Source organism: Anaeromyxobacter sp. PSR-1 (genome assembly GCF_000964525.1).
GTDB lineage: Bacteria > Myxococcota > Myxococcia > Myxococcales > Anaeromyxobacteraceae > Anaeromyxobacter.
The window spans coordinates 1-17,829 of the sequence record NZ_BAZG01000041.1 but is presented as its reverse complement, the minus strand read 5'-3'; the positions used below and the strand labels follow the sequence as shown (position 1 = coordinate 17,829).

Genomic DNA, 17,829 nt, shown 5'->3' with positions numbered 1-17,829 from the left:
GGGTCCTCCGGTCGCTTGGTGCCGCGCGAATGTAGACCGATCCCGGGCACGCGGCGAATGCGCTTCCGGGCCGCGGGACGGGGCGCCCGGCCGTCGTCCGCCATAACGGACACCCAGCCATGCGCACCCCTCCATCGCCGCATTCCTCCCGGCCGGCTTGACATCCCGCGCGTCCGCTTCTTAGGATGTCCGTCTAACTCAACGGACCGCCCCGCCCAGAGGAACGCATGGCCATCCCCCCGAACAGGAAGCTCCGCTTCGAGACGCTGCAGGTCCACGCCGGCCAGGAGCCCGCGCCCGGCACGAACGCCCGCGCGGTGCCCATCTACCAGACGTCGTCCTACACGTTCGACTCGGCGGAGCACGGCGCGAACCTGTTCGCGCTGAAGGAGTTCGGGAACATCTACACGCGGATCATGAACCCGACCACCGACGTGTTCGAGAAGCGCATCGCCGCGCTGGAGGGCGGCGTCGCCGCGCTCGCCACGTCCTCGGGCCAGGCCGCGCAGTTCCTCGCCATCACGAACCTCGCGCAGGCGGGCGACAACGTGGTCTCGAGCAGCAACCTGTACGGCGGCACGTACAACCAGTTCAAGGTCACCCTCCCCCGGCTCGGCATCGACGTGAAGCTGGTCGAGGGCGCCGAGGTGGACGCCGTCCGCGAGGCGATCGACGGCAAGACCAAGGCGATCTACGTCGAGTCCATCGGCAACCCGGCCGGCAACGTCCCCGACTTCGAGGCGCTCGCCGCGCTCGCGCACGACAACGGCATCCCGCTGCTGGTGGACAACACCTTCGGCGCCGGCGGCTACTTCTGCCGGCCCATCGAGTGGGGCGCCGACGTGGTGGTGGAGTCCGCCACCAAGTGGATCGGCGGCCACGGCACCTCGATCGGCGGCGTGATCGTGGACTCGGGCAAGTTCGACTGGGCGAGGAGCGGCAAGTTCCCGTTCTTCACCGAGCCGTCCCCCGGCTACCACGGCCTGGTGTTCAACGACGTGTTCGGCCCGAAGGGCCCGTTCGGCAACATCCAGTTCGTCCTGCGCGCCCGGGTGGAGGGGCTGCGCGACCTCGGCCCGGCGCTCTCGCCGTTCAACGCGTTCCTGCTCCTGCAGGGCGTCGAGACCCTCTCCCTGCGTGTGCAGCGCATCGGCGAGAACACGCTCGCGCTGGCGCGCTGGCTGAAGGGCCACCCCGACGTCGCCTGGGTGAACTACACCGGCCTGGAGGAGCACCCCTTCCACCAGCGGGCCCGCAAGTACCTGCGGAACGGGTTCGGCGGCGTCTTCACCTTCGGCGTGAAGGGCGGCTTCCAGGCGGGCAAGACGTTCATCGACTCGGTGAGGCTCGCCTCGCACCTCGCGAACGTGGGCGACGCGAAGACCCTGGTGATCCACCCGGCCTCCACCACCCACCAGCAGCTCTCCGACGCCGAGCAGACGGCGTCCGGCGTGACGCCGGACCAGATCCGCGTGTCGCTCGGCATCGAGCACATCGAGGACATCAAGGAGGACTTCGACGAGGCCCTCCGCGCCACGCGGCGGTGACCCCCTCCCCCCGCCGCGCCGCGCCCCGGCCCCTCCTGCCCTGCGGCGGGAGGGGCCGTTCCGTCCGCGGCGCCGCGCCGCGCCGCCGGCGGCGCCGGCCTTCCCCGCCCCGGCCGCCACGCGCTACGCTCGCGGCGCATGCGCCTCCTCTCCCTCGGGATCACCGGCCGCACCACCCTGCTCCTGCTGCTGGTGGCGGCCGCGGTGTCCGTCGTGGCGGGCGCCGCGCTGCGCCGCGAGGAGGCGCAGGCCGAGCGCGCGCTCCTGGAGGCGCGCGCCGGCGCGATCGCCGAGGCGCTGGAGCGGTCGCTCACCGAGGCCATGACCGAGCACCGGCCGGACACCATGGCCGCGATCCTCGGCGCGGTCGGCCGCGCGGGCGGCGTGGCCGGCGTGTCGCTCGCCGACGCGCAGGGCCGCGTGCGGCTGCGGGCCGGCGAGGGGCCGGAGCGGCTCGAGGTCGGCCCCTCCCTGCGCTGGACCGACGCCCGGCTCACGGTGACCCGCCCGGTGGCGAACGCGGCGTCGTGCCGCGGCTGCCACGGCGAGCAGGCGGTGAACGGGGCGCTGCACGTGTCGCTCGACGTGAGCGGCCTCGGGCCGCGCCTGGCCGCGTCCACCGTGCGGATGGCCGCGCTGGTGGGGATGGCGCTCGCCGCGGTGTCGCTGGCGGTGGTGCTGGTGCTCCGCACCACGCTGGTGGCGCCGCTGCGCCAGCTCTCGCGCTTCGCCGAGGCGCTCGGGCGCGGCGACCTCGCGGCCCGGCCGCCCGGCGCGCCGGGCGAGGCGGGCGTGCTGGCCGGCGCGCTCCGGCGCATGGCCGAGGAGGTGCAGCGCACCCACGCCGAGCTGGAGTCGCGGGTGCAGGAGCGGACCGCGAAGCTGGCGGAGGCGCTGGACGAGGCCACCGCCGCGCGCGAGGCCCGGGCCGCCGACCTGCAGCGGCTCCAGGCCATCCTCGACTCGATGGTGGACGGGGTCATCTTCATCGACGCCGAGGATCGCGTGGCGCTGGTGAACAAGGCCGGGCGCGCGCTCCGGAACCTGACCGACGGCGCCGGCCGGCCGATCAAGGACTGCCACCCGAAGGCCAGCCACGGCATGCTCGACCGCGTGCTCGGGTACCTGCGCCGCGGCGACGACGCCGGGCCGGCCCACTCGATCATCAAGGAGCGGGAGGGGCGCTTCGAGACCACCTACGCGCCGGTGGCCGGCGCGGGCGGGGGCTACCTCGGCACGGTCATGGTGATCCGCGACATCACCGAGCGGCGCACGCTGGAGCGGCGGCTGCTCGACGCCGAGCGGCTCTCCGGCCTGGGCCAGATGTCGGCGCAGGTTGCGCACGAGCTGCGCAACCCGCTGAACGCGATCGACGGCGCGGCCCAGTACCTGCGCCGGCGCTTCGAGGGCGACGCGGAGGTGGCCGAGTACTCCGGGCTCATCGGAGACGAGGTCCAGCGGGTGAACCGCTTCATCTCCGAGCTGCTGGAGATCTCGCGGCCGGCCGAGCCGCACCTCGCCCCGGTGTCGGTGAACCGGCTGCTCAAGGAGGCCGCCCAGAAGGCGGCGCTGGCCCGCGGGCTGCCCGCGGGCGCGGTGCGGCTCGAGCTGGCCCCGGACCTGCCGGTGCTGGACGTGGACGCGCCCATGGTCACCGACGCGCTGGTCAACCTGCTCGCGAACGCGTTCGACGCCGGCGGGGCGGAGCCGCCCACGCTGGTGAGCCGCTTCGAGGCGTCCGGCGGCGAGGGCACCATCGTGGTGGAGGTGCTGGACCGCGGCTGCGGGATCCCGGCGGACCAGCTCGACGAGGTGCTCCGGCCGTTCGTGACCACCAAGGCGACCGGCACCGGGCTCGGCCTGGTGGTGGTCACGCGCGCGGTGGAGCAGCACCGGGCCCGCTTCGCGATCCGCCGGCGCGAGGGCGGCGGGACCGTGGCCGCGATCCGCTTCCCGGTGCGGCGGCTCGTCGAGGCCGCGGCGGCGTCGGAGGTGGACGCGTGAGCACGGGCGGCGAGGGGCTGGTCCTGGTGGTGGACGACGATCCCGGGACGCGGAAGGTCGCGCGCGCGAACCTGACGCTGGAGGGCTTCGAGGTGCTGGTCGCCTCCTCCGGCGCGGAGGCGCTGGCGCGCCTGGCGGAGTCCGACCCGCTCGCCATGGTCTCGGACCTGAAGATGCCGGACCTGGACGGCATCGCGCTCATGGAGCGGGTCCACGCGCTGCGGCCCTCGCTGCCGGTCGTGCTGGTCACCGCGCACGCCACGGTCGAGACGGCCGTGGAGGCGATGCGCAAGGGCGCGCTCCACTACCTCACCAAGCCGCTCCGCTTCGACGAGCTGGCGCTGGTGCTGCGCCACGCGGTGGCGCACGAGCGGGCCCGGCGCGACGTCCTGCGCCTGCGCGGCGAGCTGGAGCGGGCCGCCGGGTTCGAGGAGATCGTGGGCGGCGCGCCGGCCATGCGCGAGGTGTTCGCGATGGTGGAGCAGGTGGCGCCGGCCGACGCGACCGTGCTGCTGCGCGGCGAGACCGGCACCGGCAAGGAGCTGGTGGCGCGCGCCATCCACCGCCGCTCCCCGCGGCGCGACAAGCCCTTCGTGGCGGTGAACTGCACCGCCATCCCGAAGGACCTGATGGAGAGCGAGTTCTTCGGCCACGAGAAGGGGGCGTTCACCGGCGCGGTGGCGCGGCGGATCGGGCGGTTCGAGCAGGCCGACGGGTCCACCCTGTTCCTCGACGAGGTGGGCGACCTCGACCTCGCCATCCAGGCGAAGCTGCTGCGCGTGCTGCAGGAGCAGGAGATCACGCGGGTGGGCGCGCGCGATCCCATCAAGGTGGACGTCCGCATCGTGGCCGCCACCAACCGCGACCTGGACGCGCTGGTGCAGGAGGGCCGCTTCCGCGACGACCTCTACTACCGGCTGAACGTCATCCCGCTGCGCCTCCCGCCGCTGCGCGAGCGGCCGCAGGACCTGCCCGCCCTGCTCGAGCACTTCCTGCGCTCGTTCGCGCAGCGCTACGGCCGCACCGCGCCGGTGCCGCCGCCGGACCTGCTCGCCGCGGCGCGCGCCTACCCGTGGCCCGGCAACGTGCGCGAGCTGCGCAACCTGTGCGAGCGCGCGGTGCTGATGGGCTGGGCGGCGGTGGCGCCCATCTTCGGAGCGGGGGCCGCGGTGACGCCGCGGCCGGACGCCGGCGTCCCGGTGGACACCTCGCTGCCGCTGCTCGAGGCCCGGCAGCGCCTGGTGGAGCGCTTCGAGCGCGAGTACCTCACGCGCCTGCTCAAGGAGCGGCGCGGGCGCATCGGCGAGGTGGCCCGCGCGGCCGGCATCGCGGAGCGGAACCTGTACGAGAAGATGAAGGCGTACGGGCTGAGCCGGGAGGACTACCGGTAGCGGGACGGCCCCTGGCGCGCGGCGTGCATCGACGCCCCGGGCCACCATGGGATGCCCGATCTCCGAGCCGAGCCCCGCGCGCCCGGCGGATGGCTGCGCGATCCGCGGGCTGCCGCGCCCGGATCCCGGGCAGCGGCCCGGGCACGGCCGGCTCGCCACGGCCCGCGTCGACGGGGCGAGCGCGCTCGTGGCCTGCGCCGCGACGAGCCCGCTGCAGCTCCTGTCCCCGGTGCCGCGCGGCCGCGCCGCCTGGGTGGTGATGGCGAGCCACGGCGGCGGGCTCGTGGCGGGCGACGACGTGGCCCTGGAGGTGGACGTGGGCGCGGGCAGCGCCGCGCTCCTGTCCACGCAGGCCGGCACCAAGGTGTACCGCTCGCCGCGCGGCACCCCGGCCTCGCAACGCCTCGACGCGCGCGTCGGACCGGGCGGCCTGCTCGCGGCGGTCCCGCACCCGGTGAGCTGCTTCGCGGGCGCGCGCCTCCTCCAGGCGCAGCGGTTCGCGCTCGCGCCGGACGCGAGCCTGGTCTGGCTCGACGCGCTGACCGCAGGCCGCGCCGCGCGCGGGGAGCGGTGGGCCTTCGCCGAGGTGCGAACGCGGGTCGAGATCTCGGCCGGCGGGCGGCTCCTGCTCGCGGACGGGCTGCGGCTCGTCGCGGGCGAGGGGCCGCCGATCGCGTCCCGCCTCGCGGACGTGGAGCTGCTCGCCACCGCGGTGCTGCTGGGCCCGGCGGCGGCCGGCGCGGCCGCGGCGCTCCTGGCCGAGCTGGAGCGCGCGCCCGTGGCGCCGGGCGCGGAGGTGCTCGCCGCGGCCAGCCCGCTCGCCGGCGGGCTCCTCCTCCGGCTCGCGGCCCGCTCCGTCGAGGCCGGCCTCTCCTTCCTGCGCGCCCGGCTCGCGTTCCTCGAGGCGGCCGCCGGCGCCGATCCCTTCGCCCGTACCCCCTGACCGCAGGAGGCCCCGTGCACCTCACCCCGCGAGAGCTCGACAAGCTCACCCTCCACCAGGCCGGCGCGCTCGCCCAGAAGCGGCTCGCGCGCGGGCTGCGGCTCAACCACCCCGAGGCGGTGGCGCTCATCGCGACGCAGCTCCTCGAGCTGGCGCGCGACGGCCGGACCGTCGCCGAGCTGATGGACGTCGGCCGCCGGCTGCTGGGGCGCCGCCAGGTGCTGCCCGGCGTCCCTGCGCTCGTGCCGGAGGTGCAGGTGGAGGGCACCTTCCCCGACGGGACGAAGCTCGTCACCGTGCACCACCCGATCGCCGCCGAGCACGGCGACCTGGCGCTCGCGCTGCACGGCTCGTTCCTGCCGGTGCCGCCCCGCGCCGCGTTCGCGGCGCCCCCCGGCGCCGGGCCGGAGGAGGCCGAGCCCGGCGAGCTGCTGCCCGCGCCCGGCGTGCTGGAGCTGAACGCCGGCCGCGAGGCCATCCCGCTGCGCGTCACCAACCTCGCCGACCGGCCGGTGCAGGTCGGCTCGCACTACCACTTCGCCGAGGCGAACCGGCTGCTCCGCTTCGACCGCGGGCGCGCGTACGGGCGGCGCCTCGACCTGCCGGCGGGCATGGCGGTGCGCTTCGAGCCGGGCGAGACGCGCACGGTCCAGCTCGTCGAGATCGCGGGCGAGCGCGTGGTGCGCGGCGGCAACGGGCTCGCCCCCGGGCCCGTGACGGAGGAGGGGCGCCGGCGCGCGGTGGACGAGGCGCGGCGGCGCGGGTTCGCCCACGAGGAGGAGCGCTGAGATGTCCCGGACCATCGACCGCCGGCAGTACGCGCAGATCTACGGTCCCACCACCGGGGACCGGCTCCGCCTCGGGGACACCGCGCTGGTGCTGGAGGTGGAGCGCGATCTCACCACCTACGGCGACGAGTGCGTGTTCGGCGGCGGCAAGGTGCTGCGCGACGGGATGGGGCAGGCCGCGGGAGCGCCGAGCGGGCAGGTGCTCGACCTCGTGATCACGAACGCGCTGGTGGTGGATCACGCCGGCATCTTCAAGGCCGACGTGGGCGTGCGCGCCGGGCGCATCGCCGCGCTCGGCAAGGCGGGGAACCCCGGCGTCATGGCGGGCGTGACGCCCGGGATGATCGTCGGCCCCGGCACCGAGGTGATCGCCGGGGAGGGGCTGATCCTCACCGCGGGCGGCATCGACACGCACGTCCACTTCGTCTCGCCGCAGCAGGCGGCCGCGGCCATCGCGAGCGGCGTCACCACGCTCCTCGGCGGCGGCACCGGCCCGGCCACCGGCACGAACGCCACCACCTGCACGCCGGGCGCGTGGAACGTGGCGCGCATGCTCCAGGCCACCGACGCGCTGCCGGTGAACGTGGGCCTGCTCGGCAAGGGGAACGCCTCCTCGCCGGAGGGGCTGGCCGAGCAGCTCCGCGCCGGCGCGGCCGGGCTGAAGCTCCACGAGGACTGGGGCACCACGCCCGCCGCCATCGACGCGTGCCTCCGCGTGGCCGAGGCCCACGACGTCCAGGTGGCCATCCACACCGACACCCTCAACGAGTCGGGCTGCGCCGAGGACTCGATCGCCGCGTTCGGCGGCCGCACCATCCACACCTTCCACACCGAGGGTGCGGGCGGCGGGCACGCCCCGGACATCATCCGCGTGTGCGGCGAGCCGAACGTCCTGCCCTCCTCCACCAACCCGACGCGCCCGTTCACGGTGAACACGCTGGACGAGCACCTCGACATGCTGGTGGTCTGCCACCACCTCGACCCGTCGCTGCCGGAGGACCTGGCGTTCGCGGAGAGCCGCATCCGCGGGGAGACCATCGCCGCAGAGGACGTGCTGCACGACCTCGGCGCCATCTCGATGATGAGCTCCGACTCCCAGGCCATGGGCCGCGTCGGCGAGGTGATCACCCGCACCTGGCAGACCGCCGACAAGCTGAGGCGGCAGCGGGGCCGGCTCCCGGGCGAGCGCGGCGACCACGACAACCTCCGCATCCGCCGGTACGTCGCGAAGTACACCGTGAACCCCGCCGTCGCGCACGGCCTCGCGGACGAGGTCGGCTCGGTCGAGCCGGGCAAGCTCGCCGACCTCGTGCTCTGGCGGCCCGCGTTCTTCGGCGCGAAGCCGGAGCTGGTGCTGAAGAGCGGCGCGATCGCCTGGGCGCAGATGGGCGACGCGAACGCGTCCATCCCCACCCCGCAGCCGGTGCTGGCGCGGCCCATGTTCGGCGCGCTGGGCCGGGCGCTCGGCGCGACCTGCGTCGCGTTCGTCGCGGGCGCCGCGCTCGAGGACGGCGCGGTGCACGGGTACGGGCTCTCGAAGCGCCTCGCCGCGGTGCGGGGGTGCCGCGGGCTGGGCAAGCGGGACATGCGGCTCAACGACGCCCTGCCGCGGATGGAGGTCGATCCCGAGACCTACGAGGTCCGCGCCGACGGCGAGCTGCTGCGCTGCGAGCCCGCCGCCCGCCTCCCGCTCGCGCAGCGCTACTTCCTGTTCTGATGACGCCCTGGCTCGCGCTCCAGCTCGCCGACTCGGCCTTGCCCACCGGCGGCTTCGCCCACTCCGGCGGGCTGGAGGCGGCCGTGCAGCTCGGCCGCTGCCGCGGCGCGGCGGGGCTGGCGGCGTTCGTCGAGGAGGCGCTCTGGCAGGCGGGGGCGCTGGCGCTGCCGTTCGTCGCCGCCGCGGCCCGCGCGCCCGAGCGGCTCGCCCCGCTGGACGCGCGCTGCGACGCCGCCACCCCCGGCGCGGTGGCCAACCGGGCCAGCCGAGCCCAGGGGCGGGCGCTCCTCCGGGCCGCGAGCGCGCTCCACCCCGCCGCCGCCGCGCTCGAGGACCAGGTCCGGCGCGACGCGCTGGCCGGCCACCTCGCGCCGGCCTGGGGCGCGCTGCTCGGACGGCTCGGCGCCACGGAGGACGAGGCCTGCCGCCTCCACCTGTTCGTCGTCGCCCGGGGCATCGTGTCCGCCGGCGTGCGCCTGGGCCTGGCCGGGCCGCTCGAGGCGCAGGGGCTGCTGCTCCGCGCCGGCGCCGTGGCCGACGCCGTCCTCGCGGCCTGCGCGGCCGGGACGCCCGAGGACGCCACCGCCGCGTCGCCGCTCCTCGATCTCCTGCAGTCCCACCAGGACCGCCTCTACTCGCGGCTCTTCCAGAGCTGACCACCATGCACACCGCTCCCCTCCTCCTCCACTCCGGCCACGGCGCCGCCGACGGCCCCGGCGCGTTCGGCGATCGCGAGGCGCCGCGCGCGCGCGGCGACCTGCACCGGCGGGCGTTCACCGTGGGCGTCGGCGGCCCGGTCGGCAGCGGCAAGACCGCGCTGGTGCTGGCGCTGTGCCGGCTCCTGCGCGATGCCCACTCGCTGGCGGTGGTGACGAACGACATCTTCACGCGCGAGGACGCCGAGTTCCTGGTGCGCCACCAGGCGCTCCCGGCTGACCGCATCCGCGCGGTGGAGACGGGCGGCTGCCCGCACGCGGCCATCCGCGAGGACGTCACCGCGAACCTGCTCGCGCTGGAGGCGCTGACGCAGGCCCACCGTCCCGAGCTGCTCTTCTGCGAGTCCGGCGGCGACAACCTCGCCGCGCACTTCAGCCGCGAGCTGGCGGACTTCACCGTGTACGTCATCGACGTGGCGGGCGGGGACAAGGTGCCGCGCAAGGGCGGGCCGGGGATCACGCAGGCCGACCTGCTCGTCGTCAACAAGACCGACCTCGCGCCCGCGGTCGGCGCGGACCTCGAGGTCATGGCGCGCGACGCGGCGCGCATGCGCGGCGACGGACCGGTGGTGTTCGCGCAGGTGGCGCGCGGCGCCGGCGTCCCCGAGATCGCCGCGCACGTGCTGCACGCGCTGCGTCACGCGCTCGGCGAGCCGCACTAGGGCCGGCGGCCCGCCTCGTCCCCAGGGGTGCCGAAACCTCGCATTCACGCCGCGTGCGTGGTGCGTCCGTGGCCGCCGCGTAATTCCTCCGCGACTCCGGGCGGCTCTGCACCGTGCGCAAAGTTCGCGGGCGGGTGGGTGAAATCACCCACCGTATTGCGCACTTCGAGAAATTGACACCCACATGGATTGCGCCCCTAGCATGCGCGCTCATTGCATCGAATTGGCGCGCGGGGGCGGGGAACCCTCGCGGCCATGGAGGGGGCATGCGCATCGGTCGCGCAGGGGGACTCGCCGCGCTCGTGCTGCTCGGAGGCTGCCTGGAGGCGCCGGAGCTCACGCACGCGCCGGCGGACGCCTGGTTCAGCGTGGGCGTGGTGAACTCGGGCGGCAGCATCCCGCAGTCCTCCGGCTCGGTGAAGATCGCGTTCCTGTCCGGCAAGCCGGGCGCGAGCACGGTGACCGCCCGCCGCGTGGCCTCGCCGCCCACCGTGGACGGCGACGCCTCGGACTGGGCCGGCCTCCCGGAGAGCGAGATCCCGCTCGTCTCGCCCGGCGCCATCATCGGCATGACCGAGGCGCAGTGGACCGAGGAGTACACCGGCTACTTCGTCTCGCGCGGCGTGTGCGTGGCGGGCGAGCCGTGCACCCGCGTGCCGCGCTACGACTACGGCATCGACCGCATCCGCGTGCGGGTCGCCTACGACGACCGGTACGTCTGGTTCCTGTTCCGCTGGAGCGATCCGACCGAGAGCCGCGCCTGGCGGCCCTGGGTCTGGACCGCCGGCGCCTGGGCGCAGGACGCCACCCTCGACGAGGACAAGCTGTTCCTCTCGTTCGACGCGGCGAACTTCAAGGCGCACGACGCGGTGGGCTGCGCCGCCGGCTGCCACGTGAAGGAGAACCTGGGCGTCTTCACCGATCCGGTCCGGTCGCAGCGCTTCAGCATGCACACCGGCGGCGCGGGCCAGCTGGTGGACGGCTGGACGTGGCGCGCCGCGCGCACCGGGCCGCTCGGCCTCGCCGACGACCAGTTCTGGAACGAGACCCGCATCTACGGCGACTGCCCCGACCCGCCGGCCTGCGCGCAGGCCTGCCTCACCGGCCGCAGCCCCCCGTGCAGCGTCTCGATGACGCAGACCAACTCCGACGGGCTCACGCCGGCCTCGCCGAAGTGGATGGGCGAGGGCGGGCTCGCCTCCAACCCGGCGGTGCTGTTCGTGAGCGGTGGCGCGCCGCTGGCCGTGCCCATCGACACCGTCACCGTGCCCGCCGAGGGGACCCGGATCCCCGCCGTGGCGCTGCAGCCCCCCGGGCTCCACCGCGACGACGTGACCGCCGCCGCGCGCTGGGCCGGCGGCACCTGGACGGTGGAGCTGCGCCGCTCGCTCGTCACCGACGACCCCAACGACGCGCAGTTCCCGCTCCGCCCATGACGCGCACGCCCCCGCTCGCGCTCGGCGTCGTGCTCGCCTCGGCGCTCGCCGCCTGCGGCGCCGATCCGCGCGTCGGCGAGCCGCTGCCCGGCGGCGGCGCCGTCCCCGGAACGTTCTCGTCCATCGCCGGGGACGTGCTCGTCCCGCGCTGCGCCGCCACCGCCTGCCACTCCGGCAACCCGCCGCCGACCGCGCCCACCTCCCTCGACCGCGAGCTCGCCTACGGGCAGCTCGTGGACGTCCCGTCGATCCAGGCCCCCGCGCTCATGCTGGTCGAGCCGGGCGCGCCCGAGCGCAGCTACCTCGTCCTGAAGCTCCGCGGCACCGCCGGCGACGTCGGCGGCGTGCCCACCCCCATGCCCACCGGCGACACCCTGCTCGACGAGGCCGAGATCCAGGCCATCGAGGCGTGGATCGCCGTCGGAGCGCCCAATGACTGAACGCCACCCCCGCCCTCGCGCCCACCGCCTCGCCGCGCGCCTCGCGCTCGCGGCCGGCCTCCTCGCGGCCGCCGCGGCCGCCCGCGCCGGCGACGGCGTCATCGTGTCCGGCTCCGCCTACGTGGACTACTGGGGCATCCCGGACCGCAGCGTGGGCCGGGGCGCGCCGCAGGGGCTCACGCTGGACGCCTCGCTCAAGGTCGGCGTGGACATCCACGACGACCTCTCGTTCACCGCGAAGGCGTGCGCGAGCTGCCACGGGTTCGAGATGGAGCACGTGGCCCTCGAGTACACGCCGAAGACCTGGTTCAACGTGCAGGCCGGCCGGATCCTGGTGCCGTTCGGCGAGTACTCGCAGCGCGCCGACCCCTCCGGCCACAAGCCCGCCTCGGCCCCGCTCATCTACGACATGGGGCGCATGGCGTACGGCGCCCGCACCGCCATGAACCTGGGCATCGTGCCGATGCCGTACAGCGACACCGGCGCGCTCGCCTACGGCGTGGCGTGGCTGGGGGAGCGGCTGCAGGTCTGGTACGGGCTCTACGGCGTGGCGGGCCTCAAGGGCTCGAACGACGTGGACTGGATGGCGCTCCGCACCAGCTCCTACTCCGACAACAACCGCGAGCTGGCGGGCGGGGCGCGCCTCGCGCTCACGTACTCCGCCGACGCGAACGCGTTCATCGGCGACGCCACGCTGGGCGGCTCGTTCACCGGGGGCCGCTACGACAAGGAGGCGAAGCTGAAGTACCTGATGTGGGGCGTGGACGCGTCCTTCCGGCTGGGCCCGTTCACCGCGCGCGGCGAGTACGCGGCGCGCCGCACCGACCTGGACCCCGCCGCGAGCGGCTACCGCTACGGCCTGGTGGACGACTGGTTCGAGAAGGAGGGCTGGTACGGGGAGCTCGAGCACCCGCTGGGCCGGTACCTCGCCGTCGTCTACCGCTTCGACGAGCTGCGCCGGAAGGGCGCGCCGCTGCCGGGCGCCTCCGCCGACCTCTCCATCGACAGCCGCATCCAGCGCTACACCGGCGGCCTGGTCGTCACGCCGGCGCAGGGCGTGTTCGTGAAGCTCTCCTACGAGTACTGGGACGCCACCGACTTCGAGGACTTCCACTCGTACCACGTCGGGATGGGAGGTGCGTTCTGATGCCCGCGCTCCCGCTCGCCGCCGCGCTCGCCGCGCTGATCGCCGCCGCGGAGCCCCCGCAGGCGCCGCCGGACCCGCGCGACGGCGGCCCCGACCGCATCGACGTCTCGCAGTACCCGCAGGACCAGCAGCGCAAGTACCAGGTGTTCTCGGTGAAGTGCGCCAAGTGCCACCCGCTGGCGCGCTCGGTGAACGCGCGGTTCAGCGCCACCGAGTGGAAGCGCTACATGAAGCGGATGCTGCGCCGGCCCAACTCCGCCATCAACGAGGAGCAGGCCCAGCTCATCTACGACTTCCTGAAGTTCCACGCCGTGCAGCAGGGCTACGGGGGCTAGCCGTGTTCGCGTTCGTGGCCCAGCGCACGCGCACGTCCCTGCGCCTCCGTCTGCTGGTGGCGACGGTGGCGCTGCTGGCGCTCGCGCTGGCGGCCGCGGCGGCGGCGTTCGAGCGCGTGGCGCGCTCGGTGGTGGTGGACGCGGTCCACTCGCACCTCGCCGCGCGCGCCAAGGAGGTGCACGAGGCGGTGGTGCGGTTCCAGGGCGAGCGCGCGCTCACCGTGCGCAACTGGGCCGAGGCCGAGGCGATGCAGATGAGCCTCGACAGCGGCGACCCGAAATTCGCCGAGGACTACCTGCGCCGCACCATCCAGGACCAGGGCGGCGCCATCGGCGCGGCCGCGCTGCTCGCGCCGGACGGCGAGATCCGGGCCGCGGTGCGCGCGGCGCCGGGCGCGGCGCCCCGCGGCATCGCGCTCGGCGAGATGCGGGGCATCGTGGTGGACCTGCCCGGCCTCGCGCGCGCCGGCCAGGGCGACGCGGTGGCCGACGTGGTGCCGCTGGCGAGGCTCCTGCGCGGCGCGCCGGAGGGGAACGCGCTCGTCCTCACCGCGCCGGTGAAGGACTTCGCCGGCGACCTGTGCGGCTACGTGGTCGGGGCGGTGACGCGCGACGCGCTGGCGCGCCTGCTGGGCGAGGTGAGCGGTCGCGACGGCGACTACCGGCCGGTGGTGGCGGACGCGGCCGGCGCGCTGACGTTCTCCACCCCCGGGATCGACGCGGCCGCGCTCGCGCCGGTGCTGGCGGCGCCGGCGGGCGCGCCCGGCACGCTGGAGCGGCTCGAGCCGGCCGGCGGCGAGCCGGCGCTGGCGGTGCGCACCCTGGCCGCCGCCGCGGCGCCGCGCTGGGCCACGCTCATGCTGGTGCCGGAGCGGGTGGCGTACGGGAAGCTCACCTGGCTGCGCGTGGTGCTCGGCCTCCTCTACGCGGGCGTGCTGCTCGCCGCCGCCGGCGCCGGCGTCGCGGCGGTGCGGCAGGCCTCGCGCCCGCTGGTGGACGTCTCCGCGTCGATGGCGCGGGTGTCGCGCGGCGACCTCACCGCCCGCGTCCACGCGGAGTACCGCGACGAGCTGGGCGACCTGGTCCGCTCCTTCAACGTGATGGTCGAGGAGGTGGCGCGCTCCCGCGACGAGCTGCAGCGGACCGAGGCGCTGCGCCGCGAGGTGCAGATCGCGCACCAGATCCAGACCGCCATCCTCCCGGTCAGCCCGGCCGTGCCCGGCTACGAGGTGGCGGCGCGGATGAAGCCCGCCGACGACGTCGGCGGCGACCTGTACGACATCCTGGCGTTCGAGGACGGCTTCTGGGTGCTGGTCGGCGACGTCTCCGGGCACGGGATCAACTCCGGCCTGGTGATGATGATGGCGCAGGCGGCCGCGTACGGGGCCATCGCCGAGGACCCGCGCTGCTCGCCGCGCCACGTGATCGCCGCCGTGAACCGGGTGGTCCACGAGAACGTGCGGCGGCGCATGGGCCGCGACGACTACCTCACGCTGATGGCGGCGCGCCACGTCGGCGACGGGCGGTTCGTGGCCGCCGGCGCGCACCAGCCCATCTTCGTGGTGCGCGGGCCCGGGGCCGTCGAGGTGGTGGACTCGCCCGGCCCGTGGGTGGGCCTCACCGCCGGCGTGCCGCCCGGCGTGACCGAGTACGAGTTCCAGGTCGGGCCCGGCGAGCTGCTCTGCCTGGTGACCGACGGCATGCTGGAGGCGCCCGCCGCCGGCGGGGAGCTGTTCGGCGAGGACCGGCTGGCCCAGGTGCTCGGCGACCTGCACGGCGCGTCCGCGCCGCAGGCGCTGGGGACCGTGTTCTCGGCGGTCGAGGCGTTCGCCGCCTCGCAGGAAGACGACATGACAACGGTGGTGCTGAGGCGCAAGAATGACGACCGCTGATGCCCGACGCGGAGGGACGCCCGTCTATCTCACGCTGCGAATGAAGCCGCCCTGGGTCTTCATCGACGAGATCCGCCGGTTCGTCGAGTCGTTCTGCGCGTGCGCCGGGACCACCGACAACCGCGAGGCGCAGCTCGCCCTGGCGGTGCACGAGCTGATGCAGAACGCCGTGCCCCACTCGCACGACGACGACGTCGAGCTCACGCTGGAGGTCGAGCCCGAGGCCGACCGCGTGGCCGTGGCCGTGACCAACCGCTGCACCGACGCCGAGTACCACGCGCTCGAGGAGCGGGTCGCCCGCATGAACGGCGAGCCCGACGCCCTCCGCCACTACCTGCAGGCGATGCACGACACCCCCACCGCGCAGCGCGGCGGGCTCGGCCTCGCCCGCGTCCGCTTCGAGGCGCAGCTCGAGCTGTCCGTGAGCCGCACCGGCGGGCGCATGACCGTCCACGCGTCGGGGCGGCTCCGCCCGGCCCCGCTACAGACCTCCGGAGGTTCCCGATGACCGCAGCGTTCCAGCCCGGCGGCCGCGCCACGCCGTTCCAGGTGTCCGAGGAGAAGTACTCCGCCAGCATGGCCACCGAGCCGCTCGGGACCCGGGTGCTGTTCCGCGGCACCATCAGCACCGTCAACCCCGCGACCGTGCTGAACCCGTTCCTCGACGCCGTGCACGACGAGGTGGTGAAGAAGGGCGAGCGCGCCGTGCGCGTGGACCTGCGCGAGCTCGAGTTCTGCAACTCCTCCGGCTTCAAGGCGTTCATCCACTGGATCCAGCGGATCCAGGCGCTGCCCGAGGGCCAGCGGTACGGGCTGCGGTTCCTGTCCAACCCCGCCCGCAAGTGGCAGAAGACGAGCCTCCTCGCCCTCTCCTGCTACGCCGTGAACACCGTCGCGATCGACTGAGCCGGGACCTCGTCCACCGAGAGCAGCCCCCTCCGCCGCCACCCCGTCGCGAGCAGCCACGTGCGTGGCCGCGCGGTCACGCCCGGCGCGTCCGCCCGGGCCACGGCCTCGCGCCACCCCTCGAAGCACGCGCCCGACGAGTACGGATCCACAGTTCCCCTCCCCGCCCGCTCGCCCGCGCGAGCCCGGTGGCTGCGGTGGTTCAGCAGCACGTACGCGAGCGCGTGCCGGACCTCCGCCGGCGTGCGGAGCACGTGCGCGTGGTACCGGTCGGCGAACACCCGCCCGCGCCGCGCCATCATGCGGTTGAGCCCCTTCGCGAGGCGAATGGAGAGCCCCTGCATCCCCGCCGAGAGCGCCGCCGCTCCTTCGGCCTCGACGAGCAGGTGAAGGTGGTTGCCCTGCAGCGAGAAGTGGACCACGCGAAAGGTGAGGCGATTCCGGACCGCCGAGAGCGCCGCCTCGACGACGCGCAGGGAGCGCCGGCTGCGAAGGTTCCAGACGTGCGGCAGGAGCCGCAGCGTGACGTGGACCGGCGTCGTCGCGGTGACCTCGGGACGTCCGTGGTGCGAGACGCCCGCCCGCGCCCCCTTCGGCTTCCGCCCCGCGCCAGGCCGGCGCCCGCCGTGCGTTCGAGGAGCGGGGAGCCGGAACCGGAGCTGGCGAGCCGCAACCATGATTGGGCAGATGTTAATCCCAGGGCTCGCGCCGATCCACTGTCCGTGCAGGTCGCAAGCGTTCGCTCGCGCGGCTGCGCCGGTGCAGCGGCCATCGCCGCTTCACCGGGCGATCGTTCTTGATTGGGCAGATGACCTCGCCGATTCCGGCCTGAACTGTCAGCGATGTCTTGACTGGTTCCAGCGATGTCTTGACTGGTTCCCGCCACGCGGCCCCGCCCCTGACCACCCCCGCACCTTCAAAGCCCCCCACCCCCGCACCTTCAAAGCCCCCCACCCCCGCACCTTCGAAGCCCTCCAACCCGCCCGCCCCACCGCAACCTCCCCCCCACCGCCCGTGGTTCGACAGGCTCACCACGAGCGGGCATCCATTCCTCACCTCCCCGCCTCCAAAGCCCCACGCCGTCGAAGCCCTGCCCCTCACCCACCGCGCCGCACCGCGCCCCCGCCCTCCTCCATCCTCGCCTTCAGGTTCGCGAGCAGCGTGTCCGCCTCCCGCTCGTTCATGGCGCGCAGCGCGGCGCCGGCGACGATCTGCACGATCCCCGGCACCTCGTACTCGATGGCGAGCTCGACGTTCGTCCCCTCTCCGGCGGGCTCGAACCTCCACCGGAACGTGCTGGGGATGCCGCCGCTGTTGTGGTCCTCGCGGCTGCGGCCGGGCACGACCGCGGTGGTGTCGCAGTGGCCGCGGAACGGCAGGCCGGCCATCCGGTAGGTCCAGTCGAACGCGTGCCGGCCGTCGTCGCCGACGGTCGCGTTCCGGACCGCCACCAGGCTGGGCCAGATCTCCAGCAGGTTGCCGGGCTCCGAGAGGTGCGCGAACACCCGCTCCGCCGGAGCCCGGATCGCGATCGAGCGCGTGATGCCGATCATGATCGCCTCCCGGGCCGGTGCTCCGACGATCACGCTACGCCGGCCCGGCGGGCCCGGCGGCGCACCGCGCGGGCCGAGGCACGCCGCCGCACGGCTCAGGCGCCGGGGACGAGCGGGAGCGGCAGCTGCCAGCGGCGGCCGGGCTCGGCGCTCGGCGCGGGGAGCACCTGGCCGGCGAGCGCGGCGCGGGCGCAGGACACCTCCGCCTCCGTCGCGCTGCCGGGGGCCTGCGCCCGGGCGTCGAGCACGCGGATGCCGCCCTCCACCGTCTCGAGCGCCACCAGGACCGACGCCCCGGCGCCGCCGGGCGGGGCGCAGCGCTGCGCGCGCTGCCGGAGCGCCGCCATCCCGC

At 75.1% G+C, this 17,829-nt stretch carries 17 protein-coding genes and 1 pseudogene; 15 read left to right on the top strand and 3 right to left on the bottom strand.

The window, feature by feature from the left end; all coding sequences use genetic code 11:
• The first annotated feature begins 227 nt into the window (after positions 1-227).
• From PSR1_RS08950 to PSR1_RS08880, 15 genes are all read left to right on the top strand, one after another.
• On the top strand, positions 228-1,547 hold the full coding sequence (locus tag PSR1_RS08950; protein WP_059437260.1) for an O-acetylhomoserine aminocarboxypropyltransferase/cysteine synthase family protein: 1,320 nt from the start codon (positions 228-230) through the stop codon (positions 1,545-1,547).
• 138 nt (positions 1,548-1,685) lie between these two features.
• On the top strand, positions 1,686-3,551 hold the full coding sequence (locus tag PSR1_RS08945; RefSeq protein ID WP_059437259.1) for a PAS domain-containing sensor histidine kinase: 1,866 nt from the start codon (positions 1,686-1,688) through the stop codon (positions 3,549-3,551).
• Positions 3,548-4,942, top strand: coding sequence for a sigma-54 dependent transcriptional regulator (locus PSR1_RS08940; RefSeq protein WP_059437258.1), 1,395 nt, complete (start codon positions 3,548-3,550; stop codon positions 4,940-4,942). Before PSR1_RS08945 ends, PSR1_RS08940 begins: the two co-directional genes overlap by 4 nt.
• A 46-nt stretch (positions 4,943-4,988) precedes the next feature.
• Entirely contained in the window at positions 4,989-5,885 is an 897-nt protein-coding gene (locus PSR1_RS08935) for an urease accessory protein UreD (protein ID WP_059437257.1), read from the top strand.
• Between the two features lie 14 nt (positions 5,886-5,899).
• Complete coding sequence (locus PSR1_RS08930; RefSeq protein WP_059437256.1) at positions 5,900-6,673, top strand: urease subunit gamma; 774 nt, start codon at positions 5,900-5,902, stop codon at positions 6,671-6,673.
• Position 6,674: 1 nt separating this feature from the next.
• Positions 6,675-8,390, top strand: coding sequence for an urease subunit alpha (ureC, locus tag PSR1_RS08925; RefSeq protein WP_059437255.1), 1,716 nt, complete (start codon positions 6,675-6,677; stop codon positions 8,388-8,390).
• Complete coding sequence (locus tag PSR1_RS08920; protein ID WP_082100182.1) at positions 8,390-9,046, top strand: urease accessory protein UreF; 657 nt, start codon at positions 8,390-8,392, stop codon at positions 9,044-9,046. Before ureC ends, PSR1_RS08920 begins: the two co-directional genes overlap by 1 nt.
• A gap of 5 nt (positions 9,047-9,051) precedes the next feature.
• The gene (ureG, locus tag PSR1_RS08915) at positions 9,052-9,768 is read left to right on the top strand and encodes an urease accessory protein UreG (protein ID WP_059437254.1); all 717 of its coding nucleotides are present in this window, start codon (positions 9,052-9,054) and stop codon (positions 9,766-9,768) included.
• A gap of 266 nt (positions 9,769-10,034) precedes the next feature.
• Positions 10,035-11,204, top strand: a complete 1,170-nt coding sequence (locus PSR1_RS08910; RefSeq protein WP_059437253.1) for an ethylbenzene dehydrogenase-related protein — start codon at positions 10,035-10,037, stop codon at positions 11,202-11,204.
• A complete protein-coding gene (locus PSR1_RS08905; RefSeq protein WP_059437252.1) occupies positions 11,201-11,644 on the top strand; it encodes a hypothetical protein in 444 nt (147 codons plus the stop codon). Before PSR1_RS08910 ends, PSR1_RS08905 begins: the two co-directional genes overlap by 4 nt.
• A complete protein-coding gene (locus PSR1_RS08900; RefSeq protein ID WP_059437251.1) occupies positions 11,637-12,791 on the top strand; it encodes a hypothetical protein in 1,155 nt (384 codons plus the stop codon). Before PSR1_RS08905 ends, PSR1_RS08900 begins: the two co-directional genes overlap by 8 nt.
• Entirely contained in the window at positions 12,791-13,126 is a 336-nt protein-coding gene (locus PSR1_RS08895; RefSeq protein WP_059437250.1) for a hypothetical protein, read from the top strand. The genes PSR1_RS08900 and PSR1_RS08895 overlap by 1 nt, the downstream gene beginning before the upstream one ends.
• A 2-nt stretch (positions 13,127-13,128) precedes the next feature.
• Positions 13,129-15,018 (top strand): PP2C family protein-serine/threonine phosphatase, encoded by a 1,890-nt coding sequence (locus PSR1_RS08890; protein WP_059437249.1) that lies wholly within the window; start codon positions 13,129-13,131, stop codon positions 15,016-15,018.
• 40 nt (positions 15,019-15,058) lie between these two features.
• Positions 15,059-15,526, top strand: a complete 468-nt coding sequence (locus tag PSR1_RS08885) for an ATP-binding protein (RefSeq protein ID WP_237757884.1) — start codon at positions 15,059-15,061, stop codon at positions 15,524-15,526.
• Positions 15,523-15,924: a hypothetical protein gene (locus tag PSR1_RS08880; RefSeq protein WP_059437247.1), complete on the top strand. Its 402-nt coding sequence runs from the start codon at positions 15,523-15,525 to the stop codon at positions 15,922-15,924. The genes PSR1_RS08885 and PSR1_RS08880 overlap by 4 nt, the downstream gene beginning before the upstream one ends.
• On the opposite strand, the gene PSR1_RS08875 is transcribed toward PSR1_RS08880, so the two are convergent.
• From PSR1_RS08875 to PSR1_RS08865, 3 genes and pseudogenes are all read right to left on the bottom strand, one after another.
• Positions 15,894-16,601 carry a transposase gene (locus tag PSR1_RS08875; RefSeq protein ID WP_059437246.1) on the bottom strand — a complete coding sequence of 236 codons (708 nt, stop codon included), beginning with the start codon at positions 16,599-16,601 and terminating at the stop codon, positions 15,894-15,896. The two genes, PSR1_RS08880 and PSR1_RS08875, sit on opposite strands and share 31 nt — an antisense overlap.
• A 420-nt stretch (positions 16,602-17,021) precedes the next feature.
• On the bottom strand, positions 17,022-17,477 hold the full coding sequence (locus PSR1_RS08870; protein ID WP_059437245.1) for an SRPBCC family protein: 456 nt from the start codon (positions 17,475-17,477) through the stop codon (positions 17,022-17,024).
• 95 nt (positions 17,478-17,572) lie between these two features.
• A pseudogene (locus PSR1_RS08865) lies at positions 17,573-17,829 on the bottom strand (dihydrolipoamide succinyltransferase); the annotation flags it as partial.

Excerpts from the sequence above, each read along its gene's own strand:
- PSR1_RS08950 (WP_059437260.1), top strand. The coding sequence starts at position 228 with ATGGCCATCCCCCCGAACAGGAAGCTCCGCTTCGAGACGCTGCAGGTC.
- PSR1_RS08945 (WP_059437259.1), top strand. The coding sequence starts at position 1,686 with ATGCGCCTCCTCTCCCTCGGGATCACCGGCCGCACCACCCTGCTCCTG.
- PSR1_RS08935 (WP_059437257.1), top strand. The coding sequence starts at position 4,989 with ATGGGATGCCCGATCTCCGAGCCGAGCCCCGCGCGCCCGGCGGATGGC.
- ureC (WP_059437255.1), top strand. The coding sequence starts at position 6,675 with ATGTCCCGGACCATCGACCGCCGGCAGTACGCGCAGATCTACGGTCCC.
- PSR1_RS08920 (WP_082100182.1), top strand. The coding sequence starts at position 8,390 with ATGACGCCCTGGCTCGCGCTCCAGCTCGCCGACTCGGCCTTGCCCACC.
- ureG (WP_059437254.1), top strand. The coding sequence starts at position 9,052 with ATGCACACCGCTCCCCTCCTCCTCCACTCCGGCCACGGCGCCGCCGAC.
- PSR1_RS08910 (WP_059437253.1), top strand. The coding sequence starts at position 10,035 with ATGCGCATCGGTCGCGCAGGGGGACTCGCCGCGCTCGTGCTGCTCGGA.
- PSR1_RS08905 (WP_059437252.1), top strand. The coding sequence starts at position 11,201 with ATGACGCGCACGCCCCCGCTCGCGCTCGGCGTCGTGCTCGCCTCGGCG.
- PSR1_RS08900 (WP_059437251.1), top strand. The coding sequence starts at position 11,637 with ATGACTGAACGCCACCCCCGCCCTCGCGCCCACCGCCTCGCCGCGCGC.
- PSR1_RS08895 (WP_059437250.1), top strand. The coding sequence starts at position 12,791 with ATGCCCGCGCTCCCGCTCGCCGCCGCGCTCGCCGCGCTGATCGCCGCC.
- PSR1_RS08885 (WP_237757884.1), top strand. The coding sequence starts at position 15,059 with ATGAAGCCGCCCTGGGTCTTCATCGACGAGATCCGCCGGTTCGTCGAG.
- PSR1_RS08880 (WP_059437247.1), top strand. The coding sequence starts at position 15,523 with ATGACCGCAGCGTTCCAGCCCGGCGGCCGCGCCACGCCGTTCCAGGTG.
- PSR1_RS08875 (WP_059437246.1), bottom strand. The coding sequence starts at position 16,601 with ATGGTTGCGGCTCGCCAGCTCCGGTTCCGGCTCCCCGCTCCTCGAACG.
- PSR1_RS08870 (WP_059437245.1), bottom strand. The coding sequence starts at position 17,477 with ATGATCGGCATCACGCGCTCGATCGCGATCCGGGCTCCGGCGGAGCGG.